This window comes from Burkholderia sp. 22PA0099, assembly GCF_047497165.1.
Taxonomy (GTDB): Bacteria; Pseudomonadota; Gammaproteobacteria; order Burkholderiales; family Burkholderiaceae; genus Burkholderia.
In genome coordinates this window covers 3,357,009-3,380,886 of sequence record NZ_CP163164.1, presented here as the reverse complement: position 1 = coordinate 3,380,886, position 23,878 = coordinate 3,357,009, and the positions used below count along the sequence as shown (strand labels likewise).

Sequence of the window (23,878 nt, the reverse complement as noted above, 5' to 3'; positions counted from 1 at the left end):
CGGGCGAGCGCTGCGTCAGCCGACGGCCGGCGCAACCTGCGGCAACGCACTTGCCGGTACGGCACGATGTATTTCGGGTTCCTTGACATTGCCGCGAACGGATTCGCCCGCTTCGTCGGCCAGCCGCTCGTAAGCCGCCGCGAGCGGCGCGGGATCGACCCAGTCGTCCAGATCGAAATCGGTCGGCAGAAAGCCGTGACGATGCAGGAAGCGCTTGAAATCGTCGAGCGCGGCCAGCGAGCCGCGGTCGATGCCGACCGTCATCTGCCGGTGCACGTCGGGCCGGTACGCGCGGCGCACCCAGTGCTCGGCGCTGCGCGTCTCGCGCGCCAGGTAGGCGATCGTGTCGTCGGCATGCGTGGCGGCCCAGCCGCCCGCCTCCAACGTCCGCATCAGCACGCGCTCGACCAGGTCGGGCCGTTCGCGCAGCAGTTGCGCATCCACCGTGAGCGGGCGCGGCGTGCCGTTGTTGGCGTGACGGCGGCGCTCGGGTTGCTCGGCGATTTCCACCAGCACGGTTGCACCGAGCTGGTTCGCGATATCGAGGCCGGTCGCGCCCTTGACGAACACCACGTCGGCCTCGCCGCGCAGCAGCGCGGCGGCCTCGCGCGAGAATTCGTGCGGGCGCTGCTGCGCGAGCCACTGGCTGACGGGCAGGTCCGTGCCGGCGGCGGCGTCTTCCAGGCTGCGCGGCGCGTGCGGCAATTCCACCAGCGTGATCGCTTCGAGCGCGATGCCGCGCACGGCCAGCAGCGAATCGAAGCCGCGCAGCGCGGTGGCGCGATGGAAATCCACCACGCTCGCGCGCGTGTTGACGGGCAGCCCGAAGCGCGCCCGCGCGAGCGCCTCGGGCGAGGCGGCCAGCGCCGGATCGAGCGTGATCAGCGCCTGGAATTCGTCCACCCACGACAGCGCGATCAGCCGCGTGTCGCTGCCCTGGGCGCGCGCCCACAGCGCCGGGATATTGCCGCCCTGACGGAACGACCAGGGCTGGCTGTGGGTGAAGTGCGAGCGGCGGATCTGCGGATCGTCGGCATCCTGCAGCGCCGCGATGGTCAGCCCGTCGCGCGCGAATTCGTCGTGCAGGCGGCCTTGGCGGATCGCCACGCCGAACGGCGTCGGCGCGGGACATCGGGTGTACCAGAGATGAGTCATCGCGGGTTCCTCGGAATGAACGCGGTATCGGGCGGATGAGACGGCCGGTGAGCGGGCCGGTAAGACGAACCGCTGCGCGCAGGTCAGTGGCGCAGGCCGGCTTCGCGCAGCAGCGGCAGCACGCGCCGGCCGAACAGGTCGAGATCGGGCGCGAAATCGTAAAAGCTCAGTTGCACGCCGTCCACGCCGGCCGCGTGCAGGCGGATGATCGCGTCGGCCACTTCCTCGGGAGAACCGACGATCGACATGTTGCCGCCGAGCGCGCGGTGCTCGGCCTTGGCGCGCTCGTCCGCGCCGCCGCGCCACGCCTGGGCGTCGCTGTCGAAGCGGTGGAAGCTGCCTTCGTCGGCATGCGCGACGATCGCGTCGCGATACTCGCGCGCCTCGGCGGCCGTCTCGCGGCAGATCACCATCGGATTGAGCAGCGTGCGTACGCGCCGACCGTGCGCGGCGGCGGCGGCTTTCACGCGTGCGGCGTGGGTCGGCACCGAGTCGAGCGCGGCCGCCAGCGTCGGGCCGCCGGGGCTGGTGATGAACACCACGTCCGAATGGCGCGCGGCGAATTCGATGCCGGCGTCCGAGCCGGTGGCGTTGATCAGCAGCGGCCGGCCGTAGCGCGGCTTCGGCGTGACGAACGCCTCGCCGAGCTTCCAGCTCGACAGCTCGGGTTCGAACGAGAAATTCTCGGGTTGCACCCACAGCTGCTTGACGGCGTCGAGGAACTCGGCGGCCATCGCGTAGCGCTGGTCGTGCTCGATGCGCTGCCAGCCGAACATTTCGTGCTCGATCGCGCGGTGGCCGGTGACCACGTTGATGCCCCAGCGCCCCTTCGAGATATGGTCCAGCGTGGCCGTGAACTTGGCGAAGTGCAGCGGATGCCACGGGCCGTACAGCACGTGGCTGGTGGCGGCCAGGATGATGCGTTCGGTGCGCGCGGTCAGCGCCGCCAGCGTCATGAACGAATCGAGCGCCTGGCCGTTGAACACGCCGCCATAGCCGCCTTTCGGCAGCCATTGCGACAGCGCGAACACCAGGTCGAAGCCGAGCGCCTCGGCCTTTTCGACCAGCGCGGCGTTGTAGTCGAAGCTCCAGTCGGTGCCGCGCGGCAGCGTCGAGGCGCTCCAGCCGCCGGCCTGGATCGGCAGGAACAGGCCGAGCATCAGCGGCTGCGCGAACACGCGCGAGGCGGGGCTGTCGGGGAAGTCGGCCGGCGACGGCACCGGCAGGAACGGCGAGCGTAGGGCGGTGTCGTGCGCGGGGAGCGCGAGAGTCGTGTTCACGGAATCGATCGGTTCGTTCGTCGGCCGCGCTCTCGCACGGCCGTTACATTGGCGCGGATGCCGCGATAGCGCCGGTCGGCGCGCCGGCGGCGCTCGTGTCACAGCCGCTGCATTCAAGCACGCGCCGATTCTCGCGGACAACGAACGAAATCTGATTTCCTATTGCCGATTGCCGGCCATGCATTGCGATATGCAAAGCGTGAATGCTTGGTTGGCGGGGCCGCCCCTGCGTTCGATACTGCTTCGATATTGCCTTGCCGTTTCAATCAACCTGATACGCGGGCCGGCTCGTCGGCCGGCCCGTTGCTCCGCCGGAGGGACCCGATGTCCGACTTGCCGAACCCCGATCGCGACGCGCTCGATACGCTGCGCCTCGCCGGCCCCGACCCCGAGAACTGGGTGCCCGATCGCCCCGGCATCGACCACAACGTGCTGATCGTGGGCGGCGGGCAGAGCGGCGCGGCCTATGCGTACGGCCTGCGCCGCGCCGGCATCGGCCGCGTGAGCGTGATCGACGCGGCGCCCGATGCGTCGCAGGCCGGCGTGTGGCTCACGCGCGCCCGGATGCGGCTGCTGCGCACCCCGAAAACGCTGGTGGGGCCGGAAGCGGGCCTGCCGGGCTTGGGCTTTCGCGCCTGGCACGACGCGCAATACGGCGAGGCGGCGTTCGATGCGTTCGAGCGGATTCCGCGCGAGCGCTGGGCCGAATACCTGGCGTGGTATCGCACGTTCCTTCGGATTCCGATCCGTTATGGCGTGACGCTCGCGCGCATCGAGCCGGCCGGCGATCATTTCCGCGTGCATCTGCGCATTCGCGATGCCGACGGCGAGCGCGACGCGGTGGAAACCACGCGCAAGGTGATTCTGGCCAACGGCGTGGCCGGCAACGGCCGGCCGAACCTGCCGCCGGTGCTGGCGGCGCTGCCGGCCACGCATCGCGCGCACACCGCCGACGCGATCGATTTCGCGGCGCTGCGCGGCAAGCGGGTGGCCGTGATCGGCGGCGCGGCCTCGGCGTTCGACGCTGCCGCCACGGCGCTCGAAGCGGGCGCGGCGGCCGTGCATCTGTTCGTGCGGCGCGCGGCGATCGCTTCGCTGCCGGTGTCGCGGGCGCGCGCCTATCCGGGCGCCTATGACAATTACCCGAGCCTGCCCGACGCGCTGCGCTGGCAGCTCGCGCGCCGCTTCCGCCAGGCCGGCTCGACGCCGCCGCCCGACGCGGTGGAGCGCGTGACGCGCCACGACGCGTTCCATCTGCATCTGGGCGGCGAGTGGACCGCCGCGCATGTCGAACAGGGAGAAGTGATCGCCGAGGCGGCCGGCGAGCGCTTCGCGTTCGACTTCGCGATCGCGGGCACCGGCTACGCGATCGATCTGCATGCGCGGCCCGAGCTGGCCGATTTCGCCGCCGAGGTGCTGCTGTGGCGCGATCGCCACCAGCCCGACGCGGCCGATCGCGACGATGCGCTCGGCGCGCATCCGTACCTCGGCCGCGCGCTCGAATATCTCGAACGCACGCCGGGCGCGGCGCCGTACCTGCGCCATATCCACGCGCACAACCCGGCCGGCTTTGTCAGTTTCGGCGTGCCGGTGGGCGACGTGCCGTGCATGAAGCGCGACATCCCGGCCGTGATCGCGCGCATCAGCGAGGATCTGTTCACGGCCGATCTGGCTGCCCACGCCGCGCGGATGGCCAGCGAGGTGCCGGCCGATTTCCCCGAATCGGCCTATGCGCACCGGGTCTGGCAGGGCGCGGCAGCATCGGCCGATGCCGCCGCCGCATGACGCCCGGAGCCCGCCATGACGCATAACGGACGATGGATCGCGGTGCTGCGGCGCACCGCGTGGCAGGCGCTGCCGACGGCGATCGGCATCGTGATCTTCAATTTCTTCCTGCTCAAGCTGCTGCCCGGCGACGCGGCCGACGTGCTGGCCGGCGAGGCCGGTTCGGCCACCGCCGAAACCATGACGATGCTGCGCGCCAAGTTCGGCCTCGACCAGCCGATCCTGCACCAGCTCGCCAGCTACCTGTCGCATCTCGCGCATTTCAGCCTCGGCTATTCGCCGCGCTACGACATGCCGGTCATGCAACTGATCCTCGCGCGCCTGCCGAACACGCTGCTGCTGATGGGCACCGCGCTGGCGCTGGCGGTGATCGTCGGCATCGTGCTGGGCGCGGTGATGGCGCACTGGTCGGGCAAGTGGCCCGACCGCGTGCTGTCGGTGCTGGCGCTGCTGTTCTATTCGACGCCGGGCTTCTGGATCGGCCTGCTCGCGATCGTGCTGTTCTCGGTGCGGCTCGGCTGGCTGCCGAGCGGCGGCAACGTCACGATCGGCGCGTCGCTGCACGGCCTCGCGTGGCTGGCCGATGTCGGCAAGCACGTGCTGCTGCCGGCCGTGACGCTGGCGGCGTTCTTCGTGGCGATCTACGCGCGGCTGGTGCGCGCGGCGATGCTCGAGGTGCAGCGCCAGGATTTCGTGCGCACCGCGTATGCGAAGGGCCTGCATCCGGCCCGCGTGACGATCCGCCATGTGCTGCGCAACGCGCTGATGCCGCTGACCACGATGGTCGGCATGCACGTGGGCACGCTGCTCGGCGGCGCGGCCGTGACCGAGACGGTGTTCAGTTGGCCCGGCCTCGGCCGGCTCGCGCTCGACGCCGTGCTCGCGCGCGATTTCGACGTGCTGCTCGGCGTGCTGCTGCTGTCGTCGCTGGTGGTGATCGCGGCCAACGTGCTGGTCGATGTGTTGCAGGCGTGGCTCGATCCCCGGATCGCCTGATGCGCCGTTTTCCCCTTTCGATGGAGCGTTTCCATGAGCACTGAATCGTCGAACGCGGTGCGAGCCGCGCAATCGGCCGCCACCGCCTCGCCGTGGCGCAACCAGTTGGCCGGCGCGCTGTTCGGCCGGCTGGCGGCCGGTGCTGCCGGTTCCCCCGGGCAGGCGGCCGCCAGCCGCGGCCCCGGCCTGCGCACCTGGCGCGCGCTGCTGCGCAACCCGTCGGCGGTGGCCGGCCTGGTGCTGCTGGCCACCATCGTGCTGCTGGCGCTGTTCGCCTCGAAGCTGTTTCCGGGCGACCCGCTCGACATGGTGGCCGCGCCGTTCGAATGGCCGGGCACCGATCCGCAATACTGGCTCGGCACCGATTCGCTGGGCCGCGACGTGGCGGCCGGGCTGGTGCACGGCGCACGCGTGTCGCTGCTGATCGGCGCGTCGTCGGCCGGCATCGGGCTGGTGATCGGCACGCTGGTGGGCGCCATCGGCGGTTATTTCGGAGGACTGATCGACAACCTGCTGGTGCGCGTCACCGAGCTGTTCCAGACGGTGCCGTCGTTCCTGCTGGTGATCGTGATCGTGGCGATCGGCCGGCCCGACGTGACGGTGATCGCGCTGGCGATCGGCATCGCGTCGTGGCCCACGGTGGCGCGCATCGTGCGCGCCGAGTTCCGCCGCCTGCGCCATGCCGATTTCGTGCTGGCCGCGCGCAGTCAGGGCTTCGGCAACGGCCGCATCATCTTCGGCGAGATCCTGCCGAACGCGCTGCCGCCCGTGATCGTGACGGCCTCGGTGATGGTGGCCAGCGCGATCCTGATCGAATCGTCGCTGTCGTTCCTCGGCATGGGCGATCCGAACGTGATCAGTTGGGGCGCGATGATCGGCTTCGGCCGCGATTCGCTGCGCACCGCCTGGTATCTGACGGCGATCCCCGGCGGCGCGATCGTGGTGGCCGTGCTCGCATTGAACCTGCTCGGCGACGGCCTGAACGACGCGCTGAACCCGCGCCTCGCACAACGCTCGGAGCGCCACGCATGACGAACCTGCTCGAAGTGCGCGACCTGCGCGTGAATTTCGGCGCGCACGAAGCGGTGCGCGGCATCGATTTCGAGATCCGCGAGGGCGAGACGCTCGCGCTGGTGGGCGAATCGGGATGCGGGAAATCGGCCACGGCGCTTTCGCTGATGCGGCTGCTGCCCGACACGGCACGCGTGAGCGGCAGCGTGCGGTTCGACGGCCGCGAATTGCTGACGCTGACGCCGCGCGAAACCCGCGACCTGCGCGGGCGCGACATCTCGATGATCTTCCAGGAACCGATGACGTCGCTGAACCCGGTGCTGTCGATCGGCGAGCAGATCGTCGAGACGCTGCGCCGGCACGAGCCGCTGTCGCGCGCGGCGGCACGCGTGCGCGCGATCGAGCTGCTCGATCTGGTGCAGATTCCCGAGCCGGCGCGCCGCTTCGGCGACTATCCGCACGAACTGTCGGGCGGCCAGCGCCAGCGCGTCATGATCGCGATGGCGGTGGCCTGCCGGCCGCGCCTGCTGATCGCCGACGAGCCGACCACCGCGCTCGACGTGACGATTCAGGCGCGCATCCTCGCGCTGCTCGATTCGCTGCGGCGCGAGCTGCGGATGGCGTTGCTGCTGATCACGCACGATCTGGGCGTGGTGGCCGATCACGCCGATCGCGTCGCGGTCATGCTGGCCGGCCGCAAGGTCGAGACGCAGGCCACCGACGCGCTGTTCGCCGCGCCGCGTCATACGTATACGCAGGGCCTGCTCAACGCGTCGCTGAACCTGGCCGGCGAGCGGCATTACCGCGAGACCTCGCTGCCCGAGATCCGACACGGCGTGAACCCGGACGGCACGACTTCGTTCATCGTCGTGCCGGGCGTGGAGCGGGTGGCGCAGCCTGCATCGAACGCGGTGCCGGTGCTGCCGGTGCCGGCTGTGCCGCTGCTGGAGATCCGCGATCTGCAGGTGGAATACACGCAGCGCGGCGCGCGCGATACGCTGCGCGCCGTGGACGGCGTGTCGCTGACCATCGGGCGCGGCGAGACGGTCGGGCTGGTCGGTGAATCAGGATGCGGGAAATCGACGCTGTCGCGCGCCGTGATGCGGCTCACGCCGGTGGCCTCGGGCGAGATCCGGCTCGATGGCGTGGATCTCGTGCCGCTCGGCGAGCGTGCGTTGCGGCCGCTGCGCCCGCGTGTTCAGATGGTGTTTCAGGACCCCTACGCATCGCTGAACCCGCGCCGCACGGTCGGCCAGATTCTCGGGCGCGTGCTGGCCGCCAACGGCGTGCGCGGCGGGCGTGAACGGCTGGCGCGCAGCGCGGCGGCGCTCGACAAGGTCGGGCTGCCGGCCGCCGCATTGCATCGCTTTCCTCATGAATTCTCGGGCGGGCAGCGCCAGCGCATCGGTATCGCGCGGGCGCTGGTGCTGGAGCCGGCGCTGCTGATCTGCGACGAGCCGGTGTCGGCGCTCGACGTGTCGATCCAGGCGCAGATTCTGAACCTGCTGGTGGAGCTGAAGAGTTCACTCGGGCTGTCGCTGCTGTTCATCTCGCATGATCTGTCGGTGGTGCGTTACCTGGCAGACAGCGTGCATGTCATGCAGCGCGGCAAGATCGTCGAGCACGGCGACCACCGCAGCATCTGGCGTGCACCGAAGCATCCGTATACGCGTACGTTGCTCGAGGCGGTGCCTGGGCGCGAGGCGGTGGCGCAGGCGGCCTGAGCGTGGGTGAGGGCGGCGGCGCTTGCCGCGCGGCCGCCTGTTGCAATCCGTCTTACTTTGCCGCTGCCGAAAACGCATCGGCGTACGAACGATCGAGCACCTTGCTCGTATCGAAGTGCGCCGGAATCACGCCCTGCCGCGTCAGGAAATCGGCCGTCTCCTGTGTGTCGCGCGCGGCGCGCTCGTCGACCGGGCCGATCGTCTGGTGCGCGGTCGAGAGCCAGCGCGTGGCCACGTCCACATCGAGATTCGCGCGCTTGGCCCACAGCGCCGCGTATTCCTTCGGATGCGCATCGACCCAGCGGCGCGCGATCACGGCGCGGCGCAGGAAATCGGCGATCGCGGCGTGCTTGCCGGTGGCCGCGCTGTCGGTGGCGGCCACGTAGCTGAGGGCCGGCATCAGGCCTTCTGCGGTGGCGATCGGGCGTGCGTGCTGCTTCAATTCCAGCGTGCTGACGAACGGCTCCCACAGCGAGACGGCATCCACCGCGCCGCTCGCGAGCGCATCGGTCGCGTCGACCGGCATCAGATAGGAATACTGCACGGCGTCGGCCGGCACGCCGGCCTGCTGCAGCGCGCGCAGCACCAGTTGCTGGCTCCACGCGCCGCGCCACACCGCCACCTTCCTGCCCTTGAGATCGGCCACGCGCTTGACCGGCGAACTGGCCGGCACCAGCAGCGCCACGCCTTCGAGGTTCTGCCGCGACACCGCCACGATGCGCACCGGCGCGCCGCGCGCGGCCAGCGTCAGCAGGCCCGAATCGCCGAGGAAGCCGAGGTCGAGCGCCTGGCCGTTGAGGCTTTCGGCGATCGGCGCGGCGGCCTGGAAGTGCTTCCATTGCACGCGATAGGGCGCATCCTTCAAGGCGCCCGACGCTTCCATCGACGCCTCGATGTTGTAGTAGTTCTGCTCGCCGATCGCGAGCGTGACGGGTTCCTGCGCGAACGCCTGATGAGCGGCGAGGGCCAGCAGCAGGCCGGCGAGGGGCTTCCAATGCGACATCGATGACTCCGGAAATGAGGGGGTGGGGCGCTGCGAGACTATCCGGATTCGGGGGCGGCCGTGATGCCGTTTTCTGCTTTGGTTAGCAGCAGCGCGGCAATGGCACTGCAATGGCGCGGCGCGCATATATATAGGCGAAAAGATTGGTTCCGGCCGCGCGCGGCGGGCCGTATCGTGAGCCCATGTTGCGTGCCGCTTGCCCGATGCAGGGCGGCCACGCCCGCCGCCACGTTTTCCGCAGGCTTACGACCATGACGCTGCCCTCGATTCTGATTCGACTGACCACGCACCTGACGCGTCGTTTTTCATCGCCGCATTCGTCCGGCCGGGCGCTGCGCATTCTCGACGCGCTGGCGTCCGCCTCGGTGGGTTTTCCGCCGCTGACGCCGGCCGAGATCGAGTGGGTTCGCTTTACGCATTCGCCGGCCGAGCCGGCTGCGGCACGCCGGCCGGATGAAGGCAACGCCAGCGCGGCGGCGGTGCGATTCGGCATGGCGAGCGGGTCGCGCTGAGCTTGTCGTAGAAAATCAAGGACGACGAGAATTGGCTGTCGCGCAAGACGGTCGCCGTCGGCCTCGGCCACGGGCAGGCCGTGCTGCTGCCGAGGGTGGCGGAGCAGCAAGCGGCGGGGCGCCGCCGCGCCACGCGCCCTGCCGCCCGTCGGCGCATCCGGTTCGCCATCGTCGCCGGACACCGCGAAAACAGCGGGAATAATTGCCGGCCTGCAAGTGTTCTGCTTCTGAACGGAGCGTCGATCCCGACGGCTCCCCCAGATCGGAAGAGGACACGATGGCTGATTCGCACTTCATTGCTGCCGCGTCGGGCGCACCGGGCGCGCCGACGGGCAACCCGCGGCGCGGCGCGCGTCGTCTCATCACCGCCGGGCTTCTGGGCGCATGCCTGATCGGCGCCATCGGCAGCCAATCGGCCAGCGCCGAATCCACGGCGCGTTACAGCGATGTCGAACGCGATTACCGGCAACTGATCGACGTGCTGCGCCGCAGCCCGTCCGCCGCGACCAGCCCCGCGCAGCGCACCGACGTGACCCGCGCCTCCGCACTGTTCCTCGCCGCGCTCAAGCGCGATGGCGGCGCACGCGACGTGCTCGTCACCGACACGAAGAACATCGTGGCCTCGCTCGGCGACGGCTCGTTCAGTGCCGACGGCAGCATCCGCGCGCTGGTTCGCGATGCCGCGGCCGGCAACGCGCTCGACTCCGGGCCCTGGGATGTCAGCGCGCTGCCCGGTACGCCGGTTCCCCAGCCGATCGGGATCAACCTCGTGCAGAAGCACGAGGGCGATTGCGTGGGCATTTCCGTCGTCAAGGCGTTCTCGACCACGCCCACCGGCGCCGATATCCTGCGCCGCGCCGTGCATCGGCTCGACAGCGGCCATTACCGCGTGAGCCTGCCCGGCGACCCCGCCCGCACCTACACGCTCGCCGCCGACAACCTCGATCAGTACGGCACCGGCGACCCGGCCGCCGCGGCCATCGTCGGCGCGATGTTCCAGTATTTCCACCTCGATCCCGCCAAGGGATCGCTGCCCACCAACAAGGTCATGGCCGTGCTCGCCGGCAGTTACGGCGCGCACGCGCGTCTGGCCGACCGCGACAGCTCCAGCCAGCAGATCGTCGAGTTCCTCGGCAAGCATTCGAGCGATCTCGGCTCGCGCGTGGCCATGGTGTTCGGCGGCAAGCCGGACCGCCACGGCGACTGGTCGAAGGGCGACGGGCATGCGTTCGCCGTGATCCGCGTGGACGTGGCCGCCAACACCGTCTATTACACGAACCCGTGGAACGAGTCGGTCGTGCGCAAGATCGCGCTGTCCGATCTCGCCGATCAGGCGGCCGGCACCGGGGCCGATTTCGAATTCGTGAGGTTTTAAGGCCGGCGCCGGAGGCCGCGGCATCGGCTCCGGCAGCAAACCGATTTTTCAGAGCGAGCCCGGATGGGGTGGTGCGGGGTTCAGGCCGAGGGCGAGGTTGCCTTCGGCCTCTTTTTTGTTGCGGCTACAACGGCCACACTGGCTACAGCGGGCGCATCGGCGCTCACTGGGTCGTGATCAACTTCGCCGTCTGACTCCCCTCAAAACGCCGGAATGATCGCACCGTGATAGTGCGTCAGGATGAACTGCTTCACTTCCGGCGACTGATACGCCGCCACCAGTTGCTTGACCCACGGCTGGTTCGCGTCCTTCTCGCGCACCGCGATCAGGCATGCATAGACGGTCGAGCCGTCCTCCACCAGGATCGTGTCGCGGCCCGGCTGCAGGCCGGCCTTGATTGCGTAATCGGCGTTCACGGTGGTGGCGTCGAAATCGTCGAGCGTGCGCGGCAGTTGTGCCGCATCGATCTCGGTGAAGCGGAATTGCTTCGGATTCTCGACGATGTCGCGCGGCGTGGCGTTGATGCCCGCTACCGGGTCGATGCCCGAGCGCAGCCGGATCGCACCGGCCTTCTGCAACAGCAGCAGCGTGCGGCTTTCGTTGGCCGGATCGTTCGGAATACCGATCGTCGCATGTTCGGGCAGCGCGGCGAACGTGCGGTACTTCTTCGAATACACGCCGATCGGCCCGATCCAGGTGCGGCCGAGTCCGACCAGGTGATAGCCGCGCGCGCGGATTTGCGCGTTCAGGAAGGGGCGGTGCTGGTAGCTGTTGGCATCGAGGTCGCCCGAATCGAGCGCGGCGTCGGGCGCGATGTAATCGCTGAACGCCACCGTCTTGATATGCAGGCCGTAGTCGCGTTCGGCCACGCGCTTCGCGGCTTCGAAAATCTCCTCGTGCGGGCCGCTCGTCACGCCCACCCGCAACACGCGTTCGTCCGCATGCGCGGGCCGCACGGCCAGCGTGCCGAGCACGCCGATCGAGCAGAGCGCGAGCACGGCCGCGAAGCGGCGGATCGCACGGCGCTTGGGCGACGGCAGCAGCCGGCGCGAGGAACGAATGGGCGGCGAAGCGGGCATGACGGCAAATCCTCGGTATGACGAAATGAATGCGTGTGCGCGCTGCGGCGCTCACGCGACCGGGCGATTCTAGAGATCGTGCAAGCGGCCGGGAAACAACGGTTATGCATAAGCTTATCGGCGCCGAACCGGCGATCCGCATCGTTGCAAATCACGCGATCGCGCCAATGCTTTGCGCCCTGCAAACATAGGTCTTGCGCAATCACAGAAATCCGTCCGGGCCGATGGTCAAGCGCGTTTCCCATCTTTACATTGGCGACTCGATTGAATCGCCGATGGAAATCAAACCCAAAACAATTCCTTCGCATGGCGAATCGATTGCCGAATAGGGATGTTCCGAGTTCGCTTCACATTCATTTCCGTCACGAGAGAACGGAAATCATCCAGGAGGGTTGGGAAATGCCGAATGACGCCGGAATCAAGTTCAAGCCGTATACGCGACAGTCGATCCGACAGGCGCCGGAATGGGAGAAGCTCAAGCCCGATCAGCGCGAGGCGATCGACGTGGTGGGCCGGGTGCTGCCGTTTCGCGTGAATCCCTATGTATTGAGCGAACTGATCGACTGGGACCGCGTGCCCGACGATCCGATCTACCGCCTCACGTTCCCGCACCGCGAAATGCTCCACGAGCGCGAATACGCGCAACTGCGCGACCTGATCGCGCACGGCGGCAAGCCCGACGAAACCGAGCGCCTGATCCATTCGATCCGGCTGCGCATGAACCCGCATCCGGCCGGGCAGTTGACCCACAACGTGCCGCACCTCGACGGCGTGCCGCTGCCCGGCATGCAGCACAAATACCGCGAGACGGTGCTGTTCTTTCCGAGCGCGGGCCAGACCTGCCATGCGTATTGCACGTTCTGCTTCCGCTGGCCGCAGTTCGTCGGCATGGACGAATTCAAGTTCGATGCGCGCGAAACCACCCAGCTCGTCGAATACCTGAAGCGCCATCGCGACGTGACCGACGTGCTGATCACGGGCGGCGATCCGCTCGTCATGAACGCGCGCTCGCTGGCCGAATACCTGACGCCGCTGCTGTCGCCCGAACTCTCGCATATCCAGAACATCCGGATCGGCACGAAATCGGTGGCGTACTGGCCGCAGCGCTTCGTGACGGACAAGGATGCCGACGACCTGCTGCGGGTGTTCGAATCGGTGGTGGCCTCGGGCCGCAACCTGGCGATCATGGGGCACTACAACCACCCGAACGAACTGGAGCCGGCGATCGCGCAGCAGGCCGTGCGGCGCATCATCGGCACCGGCGCGACGGTGCGCCTGCAAGCGCCGCTGATCCGTCACATCAACACCGACCCGGACGCCTGGGCGCGGCTCTGGACGCTCGGCGTCAAGCTCGGCGCGGTGCCGTACTACATGTTCGTCGAGCGCGACACCGGGCCGAGCGACTATTTCAAGCTGCCGCTGGCCGAGGCCTACGACATCTTCCAGCGCGCCTACCGGCAGGTGTCAGGGCTGGCGCGCACGGTGCGCGGGCCGTCGATGAGCGCGTTCCCGGGCAAGGTGGCGGTGGACGGCATCGTCGAGATCGGTGGCGAGAAGGTGTTCGCGCTGCAATTCCTGCAGGCGCGCAACCCCGAGTGGGTGCGCCGGCCGTTCTACGCGAAGTTCGACCCCGAGGCGACCTGGCTCGACGATCTGGTGCCGGCGTTCGGCGAGCAGCGCTTCTTCTTCGAGGAGGCGGGCACCCACGCCAAGCCGTCGCATCGCGTGATTCCGCTTCATGCGCACGACGATCGCAGCGCCGATCTGGCCGACGCACTGGAGGCCGCGCAATGACGCAAGCCGCTTATTCCACGCCCGCCGCCGACGAGGCCGTCGAACCGTACGAGGTCTACGCGCTGCGCTACGCGACGCACGAGGGCCGCCGCAGCGCCGAGAACTATCTGGGCCACGATCCGCATGGCAATCGCGGCATGCCGCTCGATTTCTATGTCTGGGTGATCCGCAACAGCCAGCGCACGGTGCTGGTCGATACCGGCTTCAAGCGCGAGCTGGCCGGGCGTCGCCGCCGCACGTATTTCGGCGAGCCGGCCGAGTTGCTGCGCAAGCTCGATATCGATGCGGCCACGATCGAGGACGTGGTGATCACGCACATGCATTACGACCACGCCGGCAATCTCGATGCCTACCCGCGTGCGCGCTTCCATGTTCAGGAGAGCGAACTGGCGTTCTGCACGGGGCGCTGCATGGCGCACGGCGCGCTGCGCGGGCCGTTCGAGCCGGCCGACGTGGCGCAGGCCGTGTTCCGGCTGTTCGAGGGGCGCATCGCGTTCGTCGACGGCGACGCGCAACTGCATCCCGGCATCACGCTGCATCAGCTCGGCGGCCACACGCCGGGGCTGCAGGTGGTGCGCGTGGCGACCGCGCGCGGCTATGTGGTGCTGGCCAGCGACGCCGCCCACTACTGGGACAACCTGCGCGAGCGCCGGCCGTTCCCGATCGTGATCGACGTGGGCCGCATGCTCGACGCGCATGCCGCGATCGAGCGGCTCGCCGACGGGCCGAACCATATCGTGCCGGGTCACGACCCGCTGGTGCGCACCACGTTCCGCACGCTGCCGGGCGAGCCGGATGTGGTGGTGCTGCATGAGCCGCCGCTGGAGGTGCATGGGCAAGCGACTGGCGAAGCCATTGGAGCCGCCGCCGCTGAGGCTGCCGGAGTCACCGAAGCCACTGACACCTCCGAAGCCGCCGACACCGCCGACACCGCCGACACCGCCGACACCGCCGACACCGCCGACACCGCCGACACCGCCGACACCGCCGCGCTGGCCACACACTGACGAGGAGAACTGAACGATGACGACCACCCACGTCGCCGTGATCGGGCTCGGCCCGCGCGGCATCAGCGTACTCGAACGCATCCTGGAACACGCGCGTCGGCTGCCGGCCGGCGAGCGCCTGCATATCGACGCGATCGACCCCGGCGAATGCGGGGAAGGCTCGCACCCGGCGCGCCAGCCCGATCATCTGCTGATCAACACGGTTGCCTCGCAGGTGACGATCTTCGCGCCCGACAGCGTGGCGGGCGGCGCGAACGGCCCGACGCTGGTGGAATGGGCGATCGCGAGCGGCTACCGCCGCTTCGGGCCGCGCTTCTTCCGCGTCGGCGACGCCTCGGGCGAGGCGATCACCGAATTCGACTATCTGCCGCGCAGCCTGCTCGGCGAATACCTGTCGTGGGGCGTGGATCACATCGCGCGGCAGTTGCCGGCTGCGATCACATTCGCGCATCACCGCACCCGCGCGCACGACGTCGAGCCGCACGGCGAGGGCTTTCGCGTGCGGCTCGACAACGGCTACACGGTGCGCGCCGATTACACGTTCCTGACCACCGGCCATGGCCGGCGGCTGCCGAACGAGGCCGACCACGCGGCCGATGCGTTCGTGGCGAGCCAGGTGCGGCACAACCCGGCGCTGGCCTATTTCGCGACGCCGTATCCGGTCACCGGCCTGTCGCGGATCGCCTCGCAGGCGACGGTGGCGATCCAGGGCTTCGGGCTGACCGCGCACGACGTGATCTCCGAACTGACGGTGGGGCGCGGCGGGCGCTTCGTCGACGATGCGCAGGGCCTACGCTACGTGCCGTCTGGGCGGGAGCCGAAGCTGCTGGTGTTCTCGCGCCAGTGCCTGCCGTTCGCGGCGCGCGGCGTGAACCAGAAGGGCTTGACCGGGCGGCACGCGGCGCGCTTCTTCACGCCGGCGGCGGTGCGTGCGCTGGCCGATGCGGCGGCGCTGTCGCGCGGCGACCGGCGCGTCGATTTCCGCGCCGAGGTGCTGCCGCTGATCGTCAAGGAGATGGCCTGGGCGTACCGGCTCGCCGCGACGGCGGCGGCCAGCGCGCAGGGGGATTCTGGCGGCGCTCTCGATCCTGAGCGTTTCGTGCCGAGCGCAAGCGAGCAGCAGGCGATCGAGGCGATTCTCTGGCCGCTGAAAGGCCGCCGGTTTGCTTCGGAAGCCGAATTCCGCGCGTTCTTCGACGCGCAGTTCGACGACGATCTCGCGCAGGCCTTCCTCGGCAATCTGTCGAGCCCGCTGAAGGCCGCCACCGATGCGCTGCGCGATACGCGCGAGGCGTTGCGCGAGGCGATCGAATATGGCGCGGCGACGCCCGATTCGCATCGCTATTTCGTCGAGGAGTTCAACGCGATCACGAATCGCATCGCGTTCGGGCCGCCGAAGCAGCGCAACGTCGAGTTCCAGGCGCTGCGCCGGGCCGGCGTGCTGACGCTGGGCGGCGGGCCGGGCGCGCGCGTGACGGGCGACCTGGACGCGGCGCGGTTCCGCATCGACACGGCCTATCCCGAGGGCGACACGCACCGCTTCGCCGACGTGCTGGTGGCCGCGCGGCTCGACGCGTGGTCGCCGCTGACCGATGCCTCGCCGCTGACCGCCGCGCTGCTCGCGCGTGGCCTGATCCGGCCGTTCCGCAATGGCGACTACCACCCGGGCGGGCTCGACATCGACCGTCAACTGCGGCCGATCGGGCGCGACGGCACGGCGCAGCCGCGCCTCTGGGCGATCGGCTATCCGGTCGAGGGCGCGCATTTCTACACGCATGCGCTGCCGAGGCCGCGTATTGCATCGCGCCAGACGGCGGATGCCGAGCGCGCCGTGTTGCAACTGTTCGAGGCGATCGAGCGGCACGGCGCGGCGCGGGCAACGCTGGGCGCGGCGGCGCGCGCCGATAGCGTCGACAGCGTGGAGGCCACGGCATGAGCACGCTGGCCTGGTTGGATACGCGGGGCGATTTGCAGTTGGAAGCGCAGCCGGAAGTGCAGCCCGATGCACTGCCGGAAGCGCAGCCGCAAACGCAACTTCGAGCGCAGTCGGAAACGCAGCCACAAGCGCACCCCCAAACGCAGCCCGAAGCCCTGAATCCGTCGGATGAGGTGGTCACGCCCGGCGGCCGGCTCGTGCCGTTCGGCGCCTATCTCAAGGCGGCGGCACAGCCTCGGCCCGGTGCGGCGCACTGGCCGTCGGGGGCGCTCGACGAGGCGCGCAGCCGCTTCGTGCACGGTGAGCGCGGCACGGCGGCGCTGGTGGCCGGCGAATCCGGTGCGGAGGTCGCGCCGGGCATCTCGCTGGCGATCCAGATTGTCGCGCCGGGCGAGCCGACGCGTGCGCATCGCCATGCGTTCTGGCATCTGTACGTGGTGGTGGCCGGGGCCGGCACGGCGTGGCTCGGCGAGGCCGGCGAGCGCGTCGATGGCGAAGGCGAAGGGGGCGACGTCGATGCACACGGCGCACGCAACCCGGCGGCAAGCCGCGAACGCGCCTATCCGCTCGCGGCCGGCGACGCGCTCTACGTGCCGCCGTGGGCCGCGCACCGCTTCGCGGCCACGCAGGCCGATCGCGCCGATCTAGTCGATCCAACCGATCACACCGACCAAGCCGACCAAGCCGACCAAGCCGACCAAGCCGACCAAGCCGACCAAGCCAGTCCCCTCGTGCTCTACGCCGTGCAGAACCTCCCGCAACTGGCCGCGCTCGGCACGCTGGTGCGCGAGTCGGCGCACGGCGGCATCGAGCACGTTTATCGCGCGCCGGCCGGCACGTTCCCTCCATCCCGTTCGTACTGATCCTCGAAGGAGCCTCCGTGAATTCGTCGGACACCCAGGGCCGGCTCGGCACCGCGGCGCTCTACGCGACCGTGTTCCTGCCGTTCGCTTTCGGCCATTACGTTTCGTTCGTGTTTCGCTCGATCAATGCGGTGCTCGCGCCGTATCTGGTCGAGGCGCTGCAACTGAGCGCCGCGCAGCTCGGGCTGCTGTCGAGCGCCTACTTCGTGTCGTTCGGGCTGGCGCAATTGCCGGTGGGCATGGCGCTCGACCGCTACGGCCCGCGCCGCGTGCAACTGACGCTGCTCGGCGCGGCCTCGGCAGGCTCGCTGCTGTTCGCGTTCGGCACCAGCTTCGGGCCGCTGTTCGCGGCACGCGTGCTGACCGGAATCGGCCTGTCGGCCTGCTTCATGGGCTCGATCAAGGCGCTGTCGTACTGGGTCGAGCCGCGCCGGCTGCCGTCGATCCACGGCTATCTGCTGGCGGTGGGCGGGCTCGGCGCGATGTCGGCCACGCTGCCGGTGGAACTGGCGTTGCAGCAGTTCGGCTGGCGCGCGGTGTTCGTCGCGCTGGCAGTGGTGACGCTGGCCCCGGTGCTGGCGATTCGCTTCCTGACGCCGCCCGATCCGCCCGCGCATCGCGTCGCGCGCTGGCCCACGCTCGGCTCGCTGCTCGAGGTGTATCGCGACCCGGCGTTCCGTCGCACCATCTCGCTGCTGCTGCCCGCGCATGCCGTGGCGTTCGGCCTGCAAGGGCTGTGGATGGGGCAGTGGCTGCAGGACGTCGGCGGGCTCGACACGCGCGAGGCGGCCGCGCTGCTGTTCGTCGGGATGGGCGCGATCGTGGCGGGCTCGCTGTCGATCGGGAACATCACCGAATGGGCGGGCCGCCGCTTCGGCGCGAAGCCGATCGACGTGGCCGGCGTGGGCGTGGGGCTGTTCCTGCTGGTGCAGGTGCTCGCGCTGCTGAACGTGGTGCCGTGGATTCCGGCCCTGAGCGTGGCCTTCACGCTGATCGGCACGATCGCCGGGCTGGAATACACGATCGTCGCGCAGAACGTCTCGCCCGCGCTGACGGGCCGCGCGGCCACCTGCCTGAATCTGCTGATCTTCTTCGGGGCGTTCCTGGTGCAGAGCGGCTTCGGCTTCATCGTCTCGGCATGGACGCCCGACGCCGCCCATCACTATCCGGCCGCGGCCTATCAGACGGCGTTCGCCGTGGTCGTCGCGCTGCAATTGCCGGGCTTTCTCGCGTGGCTCGTGCGCACCGTGCGCCGCCGGTCGCAGTCCGATTTCCAGCCCGATGCGCGGCACGACTCGCAGCCTGACTTGCGGCACGACTCGCAGCCCGATTCGCGTCCCAACTCGCGGCCCAACTCGCGGCCCGGCTCACAGCCCGATTTGCAGCACGACTCGCAGCACGACTCGCGTCCCGGCTCACAGGCCGACCCGCAGCCCGACCCACACCCAGGCTCGCAACCCAATTCGCGCCGCGATGCGCAGCAACCCGACTCGCAGCAGGAGGCCGCATGACCACGCTGCATGGTTTCTACCGCTCGTCCGCGTCGTTCCGCGTGCGCATCGCGCTGAACCTGAAGGGCATCGTGTACGACACGGTGTCCTACGACATCGCGCAACTTGCGCACCGCGATCCCGCCTATCTGGCGCTGAACCCGCAAGGGCTGTTGCCGACGCTCGCGATCGACGGGCTTCGGCTCACGCAATCGCTCGCGATCGTCGATTACCTGGAGACGACGCGGCCCGCGCCGCCGCTGTATCCGGCCGATCCGGCCGGGCGCGCGCGGGTGGCGAGCCTGGCGGCGGCGGTCGGCTCCGACATCCATCCGCTCGGCGCGGCGCGCGCGGTGCGCTACCTGCGCGAGACGGCCGGGCTCGACGCCGCGCAGGCCGGCGCCTGGCAGCGCCACTGGATCGAAACCGGTTTCGCCGCGCTGGAAACGCGGCTGCAGGACGGCGCGAGCGGCCGCTACAGCCACGGCGACACGCCGGGCGTGGCGGACCTGTTCCTCGTGCCGCAGGCGTTCACGGCGCGGCGCGTGGGCGTGGAGGTGGACGCGTATCCGACGATCGCCGCAATCGTCGCAGCATGCCTGGAATTGCCGGCGTTCCGGCATGCGCATCCCGACAATCAGCCGGACAGCCAACAGGAACGGAGATCGACATGAGTCTGATACAGCTTGCCCTCGACAACCCACGTTACGCGGTGATGTTCACCGGCCTGCCGCTGCTGATCGCGGCCGAGGCGGCCGTGCCCCTGCTCGAAGGCGAGGGGCGCTGGCGGCACACGGCGAAGAACCTCGCGATCGGCGTGATCTACGTGGCCACCACGGCCGTGCTCGGGCTCGGCATCGTGTGGCTGCTGCACGCGACCGAGCGCCATCAGTGGGGGCTGTTCCCGCAATTGGGCCTGCCGCTGTGGCTGCAGGTGGTGCTCGGCGTGATCGCGCTCGACTTCGGCGACTACTGGCGGCATCGCGCCGATCACACGTTCCGGCTGCTGTGGCGCTTTCACCGGCTGCACCACAGCGATCCGCTGATGGAGGCGTCGACGACCATCCGCAACCATCCGGGCGCGGCGTTCCCGATCCTCGCGCCGCGCGCGATCCTGATCCCGCTGCTGGGCCTGCCGCCACTCGCGCTGCTGATCCACGCGCCGCTCGCGCTGGCCGGCCAGCTCTATCACCACAGCAACCTGCGGCTGCCGGCCTGGCTCGAAAGCGTGCTCGGCAAGGTGATCGTCACGCCGAGCCATCACTTCGCGCACCACGCGAAGATCCGCAAGTATTCGGACAGCCAGTTCGGCGTGCTGCTGATCCTGTGGGACAAGCTGTTCGGCACGCTGGAGATCGCGCCCGAGCGCAAGACCACGCCGCTCGGCGTGCGCGGCTACGACGACGCGGCGAGCCAGACGCTCGGCGGGATGCTGCTGTCGATGTTCGAGCGCAAGCCGGCGGCAGTGGCGGCGGTGGCCGTGCCGGTCAACGCGGCGCTGGCGCCGGAGAGCGTGGCGCGCGAGGCAGGCTGAAGCCAAGGGGGCGGGGGCCGGTTTGCAGCGTGGCGGCCACGGCCAGGCAAGCGTTGCAGGCAGGTTGAAGGGCGGGTGGAGCCGGTCGGCAGCGGCGGCCACGGCCAGGCAAGCGTTGCAGGCCGGCTGAAGGGCGGATGGAGCCGGCCGGCAGGCCGTGTGGCGGCCGAGACCAGGCAAGCGTTGCAAGCAGGCTGAAGGGCGAGGGGAGACAGGCGCGGCACGGCGGCGCCTTGTGTGATCGATGCAGTTCGACCGCGCTCGGGAAAGCCGACTGTGCTCCATGCAACTGTGTTCTTTGCGGCGAATCATTTCGTTATATATTTCGGTGCATAACGATTTCGACCCCTCGCGTTTCGCCCATGCTTCTCCGCCGCCCCCGTTTCAGGGCGCTCGCGCTGGCTGCCGCCGGCGTGGGCGCGTCATGTGTCGCGCACGCGCAGGATCCCGCTCCGGATCGCGACGTTGCGCTCGCGCCGGTCGCCGTCGGCGGCCTGATGCCGTATTCGCTGCCGTCGTACCAGGTCGAGCGAATCCGGGTCGGCCCGCTCGGCGAGAAGGCGCTGCTCGACACGCCGTATTCGATCAGCGTGGTGCCCGCCGCGCTGGCCGCCAACCAGCAGCTCGAAAGCGTGCGCGAGGCGTTCCGCTTCGTGCCGTCGGTGCAGGGCGAGAACATCCGCCCGCAAACGCGCGGCCTGCAGGCCGGCGTGGTGCAGAACACGCGCGTGGACGGCCTGAACGTGGCCGCCACCACCGATTACCCGATCGAGGAATTCGAGCGCGTGGAGGTGCTCGGCGGCCTGTCGGGCGCGCTGTACGGCCCGGCCAACCCGGCCGGCACGTTCAACTTCGTGTTCAAGCGCCCGACCGCCACGCCGTTGCGCGAATTCACGGTGGGTTATGTCTCGCGTCAATCGCTGCTCGAACACCTCGACCTCGGCGGCCATTTCGGCAACGACGACGCATTCGGCTACCGCCTCAACCTGCTGAACCAGAACGGCGAGAGCTACACGCCCGGCAGCCGGCTGCGGCGCGAGCTGGCCAGCCTCGCGTTCGACGTGCGTTTCAGCCGCGACACGCGCCTCGAAACCAACGCCAGCACCTATCGCTATCTCGACACCGGTTTTCCAGGCACCTTCGCGCTGGCGCGCAATGTGCCGTTCCCGGTGTCGCTCGATCCGACCCGCGCGGGCTACGGCCAGACCTGGGCCGGCGACGACAACACCACCAACATCCTGAGCGCCACGCTCAAACACGACTTCAGCGACGACTGGCACCTGACGGCCGGCCTGCTGCGCGAGACCAGCGACCGCGCCTCCACGGTGCCCACCAACACGCTGACCAACCGGTCGGGCGCGTACACCACCACCGCGGCCACCACCACGTTCAGCCTCGACACCATCGTCAGCAACAACCTCGCGCTGAACGGCCGCACCTGGCTGGCGGGCATGTCGCACGACCTGGTGCTGTCGAACACGGGGTTCTTCTGGAATCGCTACACGCCGTTCCAGACCGGCGCGATCACGCTCGGCACCGGCAACCTCGGCAACCCGTCGAGCTTCGCCGAGCCGGCGCTGCCCGATTTCTCCGATCGCTTCCGCGCGGTGCGCACGATCCAGCAATCGCTGACGCTCGGCGACACGATCGGCTTCAACCGGCAATGGTCGGCGCTGCTGGCCGCGAGCCAGAGCTGGATCAGCGTGCGCAACTTCAACCGCCAGGGCGGCGTCACGAGCCGCTACGACGCGAACGGCATCAGCCCCACCGCGAGCCTGATGTTCAAGCCGCAACCGAACATGACGGCCTACGTGACGTACGCGGACAGCCTCCAGCAAGGCGACAGCGCGCCCAGCGGCGCGGCCAACGCCGGCCAGAGCCTCGCGCCGTACCGCAGCCGCGAATGGGAACTGGGCTACAAGCTCGAAGTGGCGGCGATGAACCTCGGCGCGGCGCTGTACCGGATTCAGCGGCCGTATGCGTTCGTCGGCGCGGACAACGTGTTCGCCAACGGCGGCCGGCAGGTCAACCGTGGCCTCGAACTGACGGCGAACGGCGCGCTCAGCCGCGACCTGTACGTGTACGCGGGGCTGTCGCTGCTCGATCCGCGCCTGTTCGACACCGGCTCGGCGGCCACCAGCGATCAGCAGATCCTCGGGCTGTCGCGCGTGGTGTTCAACGCGCTGCTCGACTACAGCGTGCCGGTGGTGCCGGGCCTGGCGTTCACGCTGAACGTCAATCACGCGAGCCGGCGGCCGGGCAACTACACGAATACCGATTTCGTCGACGGCTACACCTTGCTCGATCTCGGCGCGCGCTACCGCACGCGCATCGCGGGCAAGAACGTGGTGTTTCGCGTGGCGGTCGACAACCTGACCAACCGGCAGTACTGGGCGAACATCGCCCCGACCGGCCAGAACGGCTTCAACAGCACCGACAACGGCACCGGCACGCTCGGCGCGCCGCGTACGGTGCGCGCTTCCATCCAGATCGACTTATGACCTTCATGCGTCCCCTTCGCTCGCGCTCCCTTATCGCGGCGTTCGCGGCTCCGCTGGCCTTCACGATGGGCGCCGCGCACGGCGCCGAGCCGCTCGTCGTATACGCGGCCGGCAGCACCGGCGGCGCGCTGGCGACGCTCGCGCACGACTACGGCGCGGCCACCGGCCAGCCCGTCAAGCTGGTGCTCGGGCCGGCCGGCCTGCTGCTGGAGCGCATCGAGCGCGGCGAGCATGCGGACCTGTTCATCTCGGCGAACCTGGCCCACCCGCAACGGCTGACCGACGAGGGCAAGGCCGGCGCGACGGTGGTGTTCGCGCGCAACCGCGTGTGCGTGACGGCGCGGCCCGACGTGGGCCTGAGCACGGCGAACCTGCTCGACACGCTGCTGAACCCGGCCGTGAAGATCGGCACCTCCACGCCGCATGCGGACCCGGGCGGCGACTATGCCTGGCAACTGTTCGAGAAGGCCGGCACGGTGCGCCCGGGCGCGACGGCGGTGCTGGAGGCGAAGGCGCAGCAACTGGTGGGCGGGCGCACCGCGCCCGACGTGCCGGCCGGGCGCAATCCGGTCAAATACTTCATGCAGACGCATCGCGTGGACGTGTTCGTCGGCTATTGCAGCTCGCACGACACCAAGCCGGACCCGGCGCTCGACCAGGTGGAACTGCCGCCCGAACTGGCGATCCAGGCCGATTACGGCATGACGGTGCTGGCCGGCCGCCACGACGACGCGGCCTACCGCTTCGCGATGTATCTGCTGAGTCCGGCCGCGCAGGCCGTGCTGCCGCGTTATGGTTTCGGCGCGGTGGGGTTGGCCTCGCCGCAGCCGTGA

The 23,878-nt window shown here is 69.4% G+C and carries 19 protein-coding genes; 15 read left to right on the top strand and 4 right to left on the bottom strand.

All coding sequences use genetic code 11. The annotated features are described in order from the left end of the window. Positions 1-15: 15 nt before the first annotated feature. On the bottom strand, positions 16-1,155 hold the full coding sequence (locus AB4851_RS14785) for an ABC transporter substrate-binding protein (RefSeq protein WP_414447843.1): 1,140 nt from the start codon (positions 1,153-1,155) through the stop codon (positions 16-18). Between the two features lie 83 nt (positions 1,156-1,238). Continuing rightward, the gene (locus AB4851_RS14780; RefSeq protein ID WP_414447842.1) at positions 1,239-2,435 is read right to left on the bottom strand and encodes an LLM class flavin-dependent oxidoreductase; all 1,197 of its coding nucleotides are present in this window, start codon (positions 2,433-2,435) and stop codon (positions 1,239-1,241) included. A 324-nt stretch (positions 2,436-2,759) separates the two neighbouring features. Between AB4851_RS14780 and AB4851_RS14775 the strand changes: the two genes are divergently transcribed. From AB4851_RS14775 to AB4851_RS14760, 4 genes are read left to right on the top strand one after another with little or no spacing between them, the layout of a single operon-like run. After that, positions 2,760-4,220: an NAD(P)-binding domain-containing protein gene (locus AB4851_RS14775; RefSeq protein ID WP_414447841.1), complete on the top strand. Its 1,461-nt coding sequence runs from the start codon at positions 2,760-2,762 to the stop codon at positions 4,218-4,220. Between the two features lie 15 nt (positions 4,221-4,235). After that, positions 4,236-5,216: an ABC transporter permease gene (locus AB4851_RS14770; RefSeq protein ID WP_414447840.1), complete on the top strand. Its 981-nt coding sequence runs from the start codon at positions 4,236-4,238 to the stop codon at positions 5,214-5,216. A gap of 33 nt (positions 5,217-5,249) precedes the next feature. Then, complete coding sequence (locus AB4851_RS14765) at positions 5,250-6,248, top strand: ABC transporter permease (protein ID WP_414447839.1); 999 nt, start codon at positions 5,250-5,252, stop codon at positions 6,246-6,248. Then, a complete protein-coding gene (locus AB4851_RS14760) occupies positions 6,245-7,951 on the top strand; it encodes an ABC transporter ATP-binding protein (RefSeq protein ID WP_414447838.1) in 1,707 nt (568 codons plus the stop codon). Before AB4851_RS14765 ends, AB4851_RS14760 begins: the two co-directional genes overlap by 4 nt. Before the next feature lie 52 nt (positions 7,952-8,003). On the opposite strand, the gene AB4851_RS14755 is transcribed toward AB4851_RS14760, so the two are convergent. Then, positions 8,004-8,954 (bottom strand): ABC transporter substrate-binding protein, encoded by a 951-nt coding sequence (locus tag AB4851_RS14755; RefSeq protein WP_414447837.1) that lies wholly within the window; start codon positions 8,952-8,954, stop codon positions 8,004-8,006. 251 nt (positions 8,955-9,205) lie between these two features. On the opposite strand from AB4851_RS14755, the gene AB4851_RS14750 reads away from it, so the two are divergent. Together AB4851_RS14750 and AB4851_RS14745 are read left to right on the top strand one after the other, a co-directional pair. Then, positions 9,206-9,466, top strand: a complete 261-nt coding sequence (locus tag AB4851_RS14750) for a hypothetical protein (RefSeq protein WP_414447836.1) — start codon at positions 9,206-9,208, stop codon at positions 9,464-9,466. A 277-nt stretch (positions 9,467-9,743) separates the two neighbouring features. Then, complete coding sequence (locus AB4851_RS14745; protein ID WP_414447835.1) at positions 9,744-10,841, top strand: hypothetical protein; 1,098 nt, start codon at positions 9,744-9,746, stop codon at positions 10,839-10,841. A 200-nt stretch (positions 10,842-11,041) separates the two neighbouring features. On the opposite strand, the gene AB4851_RS14740 is transcribed toward AB4851_RS14745, so the two are convergent. Further along, the gene (locus tag AB4851_RS14740) at positions 11,042-11,920 is read right to left on the bottom strand and encodes a MetQ/NlpA family ABC transporter substrate-binding protein (RefSeq protein ID WP_414447834.1); all 879 of its coding nucleotides are present in this window, start codon (positions 11,918-11,920) and stop codon (positions 11,042-11,044) included. 399 nt (positions 11,921-12,319) lie between these two features. On the opposite strand from AB4851_RS14740, the gene AB4851_RS14735 reads away from it, so the two are divergent. From AB4851_RS14735 to AB4851_RS14695, 9 genes are all read left to right on the top strand, one after another. Beyond that, entirely contained in the window at positions 12,320-13,714 is a 1,395-nt protein-coding gene (locus AB4851_RS14735; RefSeq protein WP_414447833.1) for a KamA family radical SAM protein, read from the top strand. Further along, complete coding sequence (locus AB4851_RS14730) at positions 13,711-14,721, top strand: N-acyl homoserine lactonase family protein (RefSeq protein ID WP_414447832.1); 1,011 nt, start codon at positions 13,711-13,713, stop codon at positions 14,719-14,721. Before AB4851_RS14735 ends, AB4851_RS14730 begins: the two co-directional genes overlap by 4 nt. A gap of 16 nt (positions 14,722-14,737) precedes the next feature. Continuing rightward, complete coding sequence (locus AB4851_RS14725) at positions 14,738-16,657, top strand: FAD/NAD(P)-binding protein (RefSeq protein WP_414447831.1); 1,920 nt, start codon at positions 14,738-14,740, stop codon at positions 16,655-16,657. Beyond that, positions 16,654-17,520 carry a hypothetical protein gene (locus tag AB4851_RS14720; RefSeq protein ID WP_414447830.1) on the top strand — a complete coding sequence of 289 codons (867 nt, stop codon included), beginning with the start codon at positions 16,654-16,656 and terminating at the stop codon, positions 17,518-17,520. The genes AB4851_RS14725 and AB4851_RS14720 overlap by 4 nt, the downstream gene beginning before the upstream one ends. A gap of 17 nt (positions 17,521-17,537) precedes the next feature. Continuing rightward, complete coding sequence (locus tag AB4851_RS14715; protein WP_414447829.1) at positions 17,538-19,031, top strand: MFS transporter; 1,494 nt, start codon at positions 17,538-17,540, stop codon at positions 19,029-19,031. Next, positions 19,028-19,684, top strand: a complete 657-nt coding sequence (gene maiA / locus AB4851_RS14710) for a maleylacetoacetate isomerase (protein ID WP_414447828.1) — start codon at positions 19,028-19,030, stop codon at positions 19,682-19,684. The genes AB4851_RS14715 and maiA overlap by 4 nt, the downstream gene beginning before the upstream one ends. Next, complete coding sequence (locus AB4851_RS14705; protein WP_414447827.1) at positions 19,681-20,544, top strand: sterol desaturase family protein; 864 nt, start codon at positions 19,681-19,683, stop codon at positions 20,542-20,544. The genes maiA and AB4851_RS14705 overlap by 4 nt, the downstream gene beginning before the upstream one ends. Before the next feature lie 362 nt (positions 20,545-20,906). After that, a complete protein-coding gene (locus AB4851_RS14700; RefSeq protein ID WP_414447826.1) occupies positions 20,907-23,045 on the top strand; it encodes a TonB-dependent receptor in 2,139 nt (712 codons plus the stop codon). 5 nt (positions 23,046-23,050) lie between these two features. Then, positions 23,051-23,878 carry a substrate-binding domain-containing protein gene (locus AB4851_RS14695; protein ID WP_414447825.1) on the top strand — a complete coding sequence of 276 codons (828 nt, stop codon included), beginning with the start codon at positions 23,051-23,053 and terminating at the stop codon, positions 23,876-23,878.